Genomic DNA, 8411 nt, shown 5'->3' on the forward strand with positions numbered 1-8411 from the left:
GTCAACTGTCAACTGTCAACTGTCAACTGTCAACTGTCAACTGTCAACTGTCAACTGTCAACTGTCAACTGTCAACTGTCAACTGTCAACTGTCAACTGTCAACTGTCAACTGTCAACTGTCAACTTGTTATTTCTTCTTCCCGCCAAACAAACTTGCAAAAAATCCCGGTTTTTCCTCATTTTTTTTGTCTTTTGCGGAAACTTGTTCCAGTTTTTTCTTCACCTCCAAAGCCGTCGGTTCTTCAGGATTTGATGCCAAGGCTTTTTGCACCTCAAGTTTTGCCATTGTCGCTTGATTTTGTTGCAAGTAACACATTGCTAACAAAGCGTGGGCTTTGCTGTGTTTCGGTTCGCGCTTCAGGGCTTCTTTCAACTCTAAAGTTGCTTTAGCGTAATTTTTGCTGTCCATGAATCCTTGAGCTCGGCGACAAGATTGATCGGGCAGCGAGTCTAATGGGGGTCTGAGCGGCGGGGGCGGTACAGTTGCGGTGGCCGGGGTTGCGGTGGCTGGGGTTGCGGTGGCTGGGGTTGCGGTGGCTGGGGTTGCGGTGGCGGTGGCTGGTTTTGAGGCTGAACCGGCTGAAATCACACCGCCCGATCGCTCTTTTCGCAGCAAATAAACCATGTTTAGTTCGCTAATTTGATCGATCGCCTCTTGCGTTTCCTGAACAGATTCGTACTGCTTGAGAGCGAGTTTCCCAACGGCTGTTTTATAAGCCTCTTCCAAATCTTTAGCAGTAGCTAACTCTTTGGCGGCTGCGCTTTCGATTTGCATTTTACCCTGTTCTTTGACCAGGCGCTTGCTGATGGTTCCTAATAGCAGGTTGTATTCTTTGCGATCGCTTTCCTTAGAGAATTTGTTGTAGGCCGGATTGACCACTTTTGACAAAAATTGGTTGGCCCAATCTTTATCGGCTGGGTCTTCAAAAGAGCAAGTATCCGAATGCAAGCGGCGGGCAATTTTCATGTAACGCTTGCGGATGTCGTTAAACTCGGCGTCTAAGGGAATTCCCAAAATTGCGTGCTGATCCGTAAAGTCGTACTTGAACAGCCCTTTTGTCATTTCAAAAGACATAACTTTTACTCTCGCTTTCCTGGCTTTTGACTATTCTTTAATGTAGCTTGACTTAAGGGGTTGTGACCCCCGTACTATTTCGGAGCCCTTGCTATCGAACCGCTACCTCCAAGAAGATAAGGGCGGAACTGAAAGCAATGCGCCGCTGAGTTCGGCGTGTATTTTGCCGTTTGTGGCCAAAACTCGACCAGAGCTCATCTCAAACGCACCGCCGTCATAGGCTGTAACTTGACCTCCGGCTTCAGAAACGATGAGTACACCGGCTGCTACATCCCAAGGGGAGAGTCCCCGTTCCCAGTATCCGTCTAATCGCCCGCAGGCTGTATGTGCGAGGTCTAGGGCTGCGGAACCGCTGCGCCGCACGCCTTGAGTGAGGTGGGTGAGGTGACAGAATTCGGCATAGTTATTATCTGCTGTTTCGCGCCGATCGTATGCAAAGCCGGTCACTAGCAAGCTGGTTCTCAATTCTGAACTTTGGGAAACTGCGATCGACTTACGATTACAAGTTGCTCCCAATCCTTTACCTGCCCGAAACAATTCGTTATGTAAAGGGTCGTAAATTACGCCAATTTGTGGTATGCCATCGATCAAAAGCCCGATCGACACAGCGTAAAAAGGATATTGGTGAGCATAATTCGTTGTACCGTCCAAAGGGTCGATCGCCCACAGGTATTTGCTAGTTGCATCCCCTAATTTGCCCGATTCTTCGGCGAGGATGGCGTGTTCGGGTACGTGGCGGCCGAGAATTTCTAAGATGACGGCTTCTGAGGCTTTGTCGGCTTCTGTGACTAAATCGCCCGATCGACCTTTTTCTTGAATATTTTCTAATTTACCGCAAAAAGATTGCAGCACAGAACCCGCGGCGAGAGCTGCTTCGGTGGCTATTTCAAGGAAGTTTTGTAGTTGATTGTCTGTCATTATGAAGGAAGAAGGAAGAAGGAAGAAGTAAGAAGGAAGAAGTAAGAAGGAAGAAGTAAGAAGGAAGAAGTAAGAAGGAAGAAGTAAGAAGGAAGAAGTAAGAAGGAAGAAGGAACCGCGAAGACGCGAAGGACACGAAGAAAGAGGAAACAATAATCCCAATGCCCAATGCCCAATGCCCAATGCCCAATGCCCTGTTTGGCCAATGCCCAATGCCCAATGCCCAATGCCCAATTCCCAATTCCCAATGCCCTAATGACTATTTCTGATTTTGCTGTCGGAATTCGGCCGCAGTTTGCCGCAAAGCTCGTTCGGGATTCCACAGGCCTTTACCCATGACTCTAGCCCATTCTTGAGCGTTGGCGAGTCGCTGTTGATATTTGGTATTCCGCGACGATCGCGCCGATGCCAAAACGTAACCTTCTTTGATTAGCAGTTCATTGAGCAAAATTTTATCTTGCCACAAATAAGCTAGTTTGCGATCGAACTGGTCTTTCGGTTCTAGGTCTGATTCTAACAATACCTGTTTTCCCCCAGTTAGCTGCTCTAATCTTTGTTTGGCTGCTTCTCCCCAAGGCTGCTGTTTTAAGTCTGGTGCATCAATCCCAATCAGCCTGATTTGTTCTAATAAGGCGATTTTGTCGGCTGTACTGATAACTTCGATTGTTTGTCCGCTGATGGCCCTTTCTACTTTGGCGATCGTACCTTGGGGCATTTCTGGTTTTTCGCAGCTAGCTAACAACAGACAAAGGGCGATCGCAAATAACCTATAAAGCATGGATAATTGGGAATTGGGAATTGGTAATTGGAAATTGGTCAGCTCTTCTGCATATAAATTCTCTGTAAAAATCAATTAAACTCTTTTGTGGGGTGGGCTTTGAGCAGCGCCCCTCACATACAATTCAAAGGCGCAACAGCTTACCAAATTTGACATCATTCTTCATCCAACGGCAAACCGAATCTAACTTTACCTTTGCCGAAATAGCGGCCGAATTGCAATTCGTACACTTCGTCTTCGTCTTGCGTCTCTACCTCAACGTTAGAACGCGGATAGCAGACGCACAGCAAAGCATAACCCTCTTTTTGCAGTTCCACAGAAAGTCCCATTGCTTCGGGCTGGTGCAGTTGTCCTGACTTGACGCGCACCGCACAGGCGGTACAAGCGCCGTTGCGACAGGAAAATGGCAATTCCACACCTTGGTTTTCGGCGCTTTGCAGGATGTAACGGTCTTCTGGTACTCGCACTGTGTGGCGATCGCCCGTTTGTCTGTTATGAATTTTAATTGTGTAGGAGCGAGTCATAGGGATTTTAGATTTTAGATTTTAGATTTTAGATTTGGGTTGGGGAGCAGAATCCCTGATATGAATGGGTTTGCGGCACAGCGAGGATAACTTAGCCCGCCCGTTTGACACCCTACCCACATTAAACAACAAATTTATGCCGTTACCCCTTCCCAAATCAGATTTGGTCTGCTAATATAGTTTAGCTGTGGCTGAATGAATTCATTTAGCCCTGGAGAGGTGGCCGAGCGGTTGAAGGCGCACGCCTGGAAAGTGTGTTTAGGGCAACTTAACGAGGGTTCGAATCCCTCCCTCTCCGTTACACAAGCTGTTTAGGAAAAAATCACAGCTTGCCAAAAAAACAATCTCGGATTGAGATCAATAACTGGAATTAGCTCGCTGCTGAGTTTTGAACAAAACTCAGCGGCGATTTATTTGGAATACCTGAAAGTAGGTTGCTTCGCTCCTGAGGACTTGAGTCATCATCACAGGAGAGGGGGATCAAGTCCTGACATCGCAGTTATCGCCAAGATTTTATCAGAAGTGACATTGTTATTTAGCTCGATCGCGCTGGCTGCAAAATCGAGTGAGAGTTTTCGATCTAACTCAAGCCCGAAGCAGCCAACTTAATTTTAGTCTGCGGGTGTCCGGCTCGCGATCGCAAACAATATGATCGGTAGTTGGGAATTTAGCCGGATTTGTTCTTGTGTTTTCCAAACCCTTCGTTTTTATCGGCAATTGGTAACTCACAACCCTGCTTGATTACAATATTGTTGCGGCCTTTAAACTCGCTGCTTTTTTCTGCACCAGCAAATCCTCATCCTGGGCCAAAATCTCGCAGCCGCTGTTGTCTCCTAATTTTGCCAATACCATCAAACTACCATATTTCAAATCCCAGAGTCTAGTTTTTAGACAAACTTTCAATTCTGCAATAGCACGTTTGTCGCCAATTTCGCCGAGGGCGATCGCCGCGGCGGTGCGGGATTTTTGAAACTGGGGTTCTTGATTGTGCAGTGATTCTATGAGTAAATCGAAAGCAGGAGCGTACTTGAGCCAGCCGAGCAGTTTTATGACATGATAGTGGGCACTACTATCCTTGTATGCTGATTTTTCATAAATTGCTAGCAAAGCATCCGGTGCTTCATCCTTGTAGGATTCTAGCAGGGTTTTGCTTGCCAGATAACAGCGCCCGCCATCTATTTCGTAGAGTTCGTTAATGGCAAATTCGAGGCTGGGGAGTTGGTCGTATTCGTACACTAAATCTAGGTCATCTGGTCGATCGCCAATTATGCGATCGAGAATCGGTTCAATTTCTGCAAAAGCAATCTCTCCAGCAGGAATTCCCGCATTAGCCAACATCCGCACAGCCCGCAGCCGAAACACCAGAGACACCGGACAGCGAGCAATCAGAGGAATTGCTTGGTAATATTTTGCATCTATTAAATCTTGAATGCTGCTGCGCCGAGCATTAACATTGACGCTTTGCAGCATTACAACGCGCGACATTTGCGAGTAATCTCCTGAAAAGCGGCAGACTGTGGTGACTGCTGCACTTCTAATCATCTCGTCTTCGGAGTCTACAAATTGCCTAATCTGGGAGAGTGCTGCGGTATAGTTCAATTTTGCCAAAGCGCGGATGATTACCCGATAACTTTGACCTGGTTTGTCGAGCAATTTGGCAATATCTTCTAAAATATCGACATTTTTCGTGCCGATTTCGCCGATCGCCCAGACTGCATTTTCTACTACGTAAAAGTCATCGCCCTGCAAGCAAGAATGCAGCGATGTTAATGCTGGTGCAGCCTGCAAGCGCCCCAAAATTTCTGCTGCTTTCCGGCGCACAGCCTGATTTTCCGGGCGATCCTCGGTATTTTCCAGCGCCACCATCAAAGCTGCGATCGACTGTTCTGTGGAAAAATTCACTAAGTGAGAGGCTGCTATGTAGCGGTAGTATGGATCAGCGAGTTTGTCCGCAGGCGTTTCCAAAATGGCGATCGCCTGTTGTTCTGTCAGATCGACTAAATTAATAAAACGTTTATCCATTTACCAATCACAAAGGAAGGGGAAGGCGAAGGGAAAGAGGAAGGAAAAGACAATCAAAAATCCGGCTAAATTACCAGAAATAATTGGGTTAAAGCCTCTGGCTTGTGAGGGATAAATTAAAAGCAGACTATTCATTACTCCAATTCTCTTACTTCGAGGTAGAGGTCGCCCTCATCCCAACGACTGCGCGGTAGCTGAACTTCGACGGAGATCAGTTTCCACATAAATTTGATACCCATCGCTTAATTGTTTTGAATTATTAACAAAATAATACATCGACTACGATCGAGCTTATGCCATCGGTCGTAACTTTTCGTATTTTCTGACAAAACTTCAAACATCGCCAATACGATGAATTCTCGTAGATAGCGCCTCGAACGAAAGATCAAGTATTGACCAAGAATTTCAAAGGTGGTACCCGCCACGTGATTTATCCGTGGAATCAATCCACAATCTAAAATCTCAAATCCTCAAGCCCCCGCATTTATCCGTGGGGTCAATCTCAAATCTCAAATCTCAAATCTCAAATCGGTTGACCAATCAATCCTCAATCCTCAATCCCTCAATTTCCCAATTCTTTAATCTAAAATCTAACTGTCTAGCTCCTCTTTGTGAGAAAGGCCATCTGTACGCCCTCCAGCTATACTTAAAGTGCGATCGCGCCTAATCTCCAAGGAGGCCGTCAAGCGCCCCAGTCGATCGCACAACCGCACGATAAAGCTGAGCTGGCTCTCATTTACTTTGCATATTGTAATTATTAAGAAAACCTATAGTTTTTTATTGGTCGTTTTTCCCTGCTCCCCATCAGTTTCACCTCAATACTTAAATACATCTGAGCTTATCTGCACGCAGCCAAAAGTTTTGTTACAATAGTCAAGCTGTTACAAATCGTAACTTATGCTGGTTTCTATTTTAATAATTGACGTTGCCCTCGTTGCCTGGTCTTTGCACCTAATGCAAGAGGCGATCGCGCAACGAGAATTTTCACTAATGCTAGCCGGTACTTTAGTTGCGGTCTCAGCAGCGGCCCTGGTAGTCGTGTACTTCCTCATGGGGTCTTGCTTGAGTCATTTAACCGAAATATCCCAGCACACTTACTAAATCACAACAGGCATTGACAAATGTTCAGCAGCCAGGAGATTTTTTTATAAAAAAAGCCAAAAGCCTTGCCCGTTCAAGGCTCAAAACTATTTTTTACAAAAGGCTTGACAAACATTGGTCACTTAAGGCATGATTGAGAGCGCGAAAAGAAAGGGGAATTAGCTCAGTTGGTAGAGCACTACAATGGCATTGTAGGGGTCAGCGGTTCGAGCCCGCTATTCTCCATAAACAAGATTAATATTGGTGTGAAAACGACACAGCCATGTCCTGATGCGCCCCGAAAGGGCAGTGAGATATCCTAATTTTGTCACAAAACAACATTGTGCCGTCCTAAAATTCGATCGCGCCCCACATCACAAAAACCAATTTTCCCGTAAAATCAAAACAGAGTCTACCCGCAACCAAAGCGCTACCTGTGGCAAAGTCAACTGAACCCAACAATCCAGAGAGTCCGAGCCAGCTTGCCCGATCGCCTCTGTACGAACTATCATTACAGCTCAAAGGTCGGATGGTGCCCTTTTCCGGGTGGGAGATGGCAGTGCAGTACGCAGGCATCAGCAGCGAACACCAAGCAGTACGCCAGCAAGCAGGAATGTTCGACATTTCCCACATGGGAAAATTCTGTTTGAGAGGGAAACAAGTAATAGAAAAATTTCAACTCTTAGTACCCTCAGACTTAAGCCGCTTGCAACCAGGTCAGGCTCAATATACAGTCTTACTAAATGACAAAGGCTGCATCCTAGACGACATTATTTTCTACTGCCAAGAACCAGACCCCACCACGCTGGAAGAACGTGCAGTAATTATCGTCAACGCTGCCACTCGCATCAAAGACAAAGCCTGGATTCTCGCCCGCTTAGACTTGAGCGAACTTATTTTTAGCGACATCTCCGAAAACCAAGTTTTAATCGCAATTCAAGGGCCAGAAGCTGTTAAATACCTCCAGCCTTTTGTAGAAGACAACCTCGCCCCAATCAAAGCTTTCGGACACTTAGAAACAAAGCTGTTGGGACAGCCTAGTTTTATCGCCCGAACAGGTTACACCGGCGAGGATGGCTTTGAAATTATGGTGGATATAGAAACCGGAAAAAAAGTCTGGCAAAAATTCCTAGATGCTGGCGTTGTACCCTGCGGTTTGGGTGCGCGAGACACCTTGCGTTTAGAAGCAGCAATGGCACTTTACGGTCAAGACATCGACGACAATACCACGCCTTTAGAGGCGGGATTGGGTTGGGTAGTTCACCTCGATAGCAAAGGCGATTTTATTGGGCGCGAGGTTTTGGAACAGCAGAAAGCCACGGGAGTATCGAAGCGGTTGGTAGGGTTGGAAATGCAGGGCCGGCACATTGCGCGCCACGGCTATCCGGTAATCTTTGACAGCGAAACAGTAGGAGAAGTAACTAGCGGTACATTATCGCCGACGTTGAATCGGGCGGTAGGGCTCGCGGTTGTGCCGGCAAAATTAGGGAAAATTGGCCAGCAGCTAGAAGTCGAGATTCGCGGGAAAAATTACCCCGCGACGGTGGTGAAAAAGCCATTTTATCGCTCTCCCAACCGCCCCAATTAAATCAGGTTCGTAGTGAGGACTTTAGTCCTTCTTCCGGTATCCAAAGAAGGACTGAAGTCCTCACTACAAACCAGGTTTGTAGGGTTCGTAGTGAGGACTTTAGTCCTTCTTCCAGTATCCAAAGAAGGACTGAAGTCCTCACTACAAACCAGGTTTGTAGGGTTCGTAGTGAGGACTTTAGTCCTTCTTCCAGTATCCAAAGAAGGACTGAAGTCCTCACTACAAACCAGGTTTGTAGGGTTCGTAGTGAGGACTTTAGTCCTTCTTCCAGTATCCAAAGAAGGACTGAAGTCCTCACTACAAACCAGGTTTGTAGGGTTCGTAGTGAGGACTTTAGTCCTTCTTCCAGTATCCAAAGAAGGACTGAAGTCCTCACTACAAACCAGGTTTGTAGGGTTCGTAGTGAGGACTTTAGTCCTTCTTCC

The 8411-nt window shown here is 46.5% G+C and carries 8 protein-coding genes and 2 tRNA genes; 4 read left to right on the forward strand and 6 right to left on the reverse strand.

The genetic code is table 11. The features are described from left to right. Positions 1-128: 128 nt before the first annotated feature. The 4 genes from QZW47_RS29595 to QZW47_RS29610 form a co-directional block, all read right to left on the reverse strand. Positions 129-1076 carry a tetratricopeptide repeat protein gene (locus QZW47_RS29595; protein WP_293135975.1) on the reverse strand — a complete coding sequence of 316 codons (948 nt, stop codon included), beginning with the start codon at positions 1074-1076 and terminating at the stop codon, positions 129-131. A 102-nt stretch (positions 1077-1178) separates the two neighbouring features. Next, a complete protein-coding gene (locus QZW47_RS29600; RefSeq protein WP_293135980.1) occupies positions 1179-1994 on the reverse strand; it encodes an inositol monophosphatase family protein in 816 nt (271 codons plus the stop codon). 259 nt (positions 1995-2253) lie between these two features. Further along, positions 2254-2772, reverse strand: a complete 519-nt coding sequence (locus QZW47_RS29605; RefSeq protein ID WP_293136028.1) for a thermonuclease family protein — start codon at positions 2770-2772, stop codon at positions 2254-2256. A gap of 155 nt (positions 2773-2927) precedes the next feature. Further along, the gene (locus QZW47_RS29610; protein WP_293135983.1) at positions 2928-3296 is read right to left on the reverse strand and encodes a 2Fe-2S iron-sulfur cluster-binding protein; all 369 of its coding nucleotides are present in this window, start codon (positions 3294-3296) and stop codon (positions 2928-2930) included. Positions 3297-3509: 213 nt separating this feature from the next. Between QZW47_RS29610 and QZW47_RS29615 the strand changes: the two genes are divergently transcribed. Further along, a tRNA-Ser gene (locus QZW47_RS29615) sits at positions 3510-3594 on the forward strand. Positions 3595-4037: 443 nt separating this feature from the next. Here the strand turns inward: QZW47_RS29615 and QZW47_RS29620 are convergent. After that, entirely contained in the window at positions 4038-5318 is a 1281-nt protein-coding gene (locus tag QZW47_RS29620) for a HEAT repeat domain-containing protein (protein WP_293135987.1), read from the reverse strand. A gap of 897 nt (positions 5319-6215) precedes the next feature. Here QZW47_RS29620 and QZW47_RS29625 point away from each other — a divergent pair. The 3 genes from QZW47_RS29625 to gcvT all read left to right on the forward strand — a co-directional run bounded on the left by QZW47_RS29625 (position 6216) and on the right by gcvT (position 7986). Continuing rightward, positions 6216-6419, forward strand: coding sequence for a hypothetical protein (locus QZW47_RS29625; RefSeq protein WP_006631616.1), 204 nt, complete (start codon positions 6216-6218; stop codon positions 6417-6419). A 152-nt stretch (positions 6420-6571) separates the two neighbouring features. After that, positions 6572-6644: transfer RNA gene (locus QZW47_RS29630), tRNA-Ala, on the forward strand. 190 nt (positions 6645-6834) lie between these two features. Beyond that, complete coding sequence (gene gcvT / locus QZW47_RS29635) at positions 6835-7986, forward strand: glycine cleavage system aminomethyltransferase GcvT (RefSeq protein WP_293135997.1); 1152 nt, start codon at positions 6835-6837, stop codon at positions 7984-7986. On the opposite strand, the gene QZW47_RS29640 is transcribed toward gcvT, so the two are convergent. Beyond that, positions 7983-8411, reverse strand: a 429-nt coding sequence (locus QZW47_RS29640) for a hypothetical protein (RefSeq protein WP_293136002.1), incomplete at its 5' end; no start/stop codon positions are given. The genes gcvT and QZW47_RS29640 overlap by 4 nt on opposite strands.

The sequence above is a fragment of the Microcoleus sp. bin38.metabat.b11b12b14.051 genome (genome assembly GCF_013299165.1).
GTDB lineage: Bacteria > Cyanobacteriota > Cyanobacteriia > Cyanobacteriales > Microcoleaceae > Microcoleus.

Excerpts from the sequence above, each read along its gene's own strand:
- QZW47_RS29600 (WP_293135980.1), bottom strand. The coding sequence starts at position 1,994 with ATGACAGACAATCAACTACAAAACTTCCTTGAAATAGCCACCGAAGCA.
- QZW47_RS29625 (WP_006631616.1), top strand. The coding sequence starts at position 6,216 with ATGCTGGTTTCTATTTTAATAATTGACGTTGCCCTCGTTGCCTGGTCT.
- QZW47_RS29620 (WP_293135987.1), bottom strand. The coding sequence starts at position 5,318 with ATGGATAAACGTTTTATTAATTTAGTCGATCTGACAGAACAACAGGCG.
- QZW47_RS29595 (WP_293135975.1), bottom strand. The coding sequence starts at position 1,076 with ATGTCTTTTGAAATGACAAAAGGGCTGTTCAAGTACGACTTTACGGAT.
- QZW47_RS29610 (WP_293135983.1), bottom strand. The coding sequence starts at position 3,296 with ATGACTCGCTCCTACACAATTAAAATTCATAACAGACAAACGGGCGAT.
- QZW47_RS29605 (WP_293136028.1), bottom strand. The coding sequence starts at position 2,772 with ATGCTTTATAGGTTATTTGCGATCGCCCTTTGTCTGTTGTTAGCTAGC.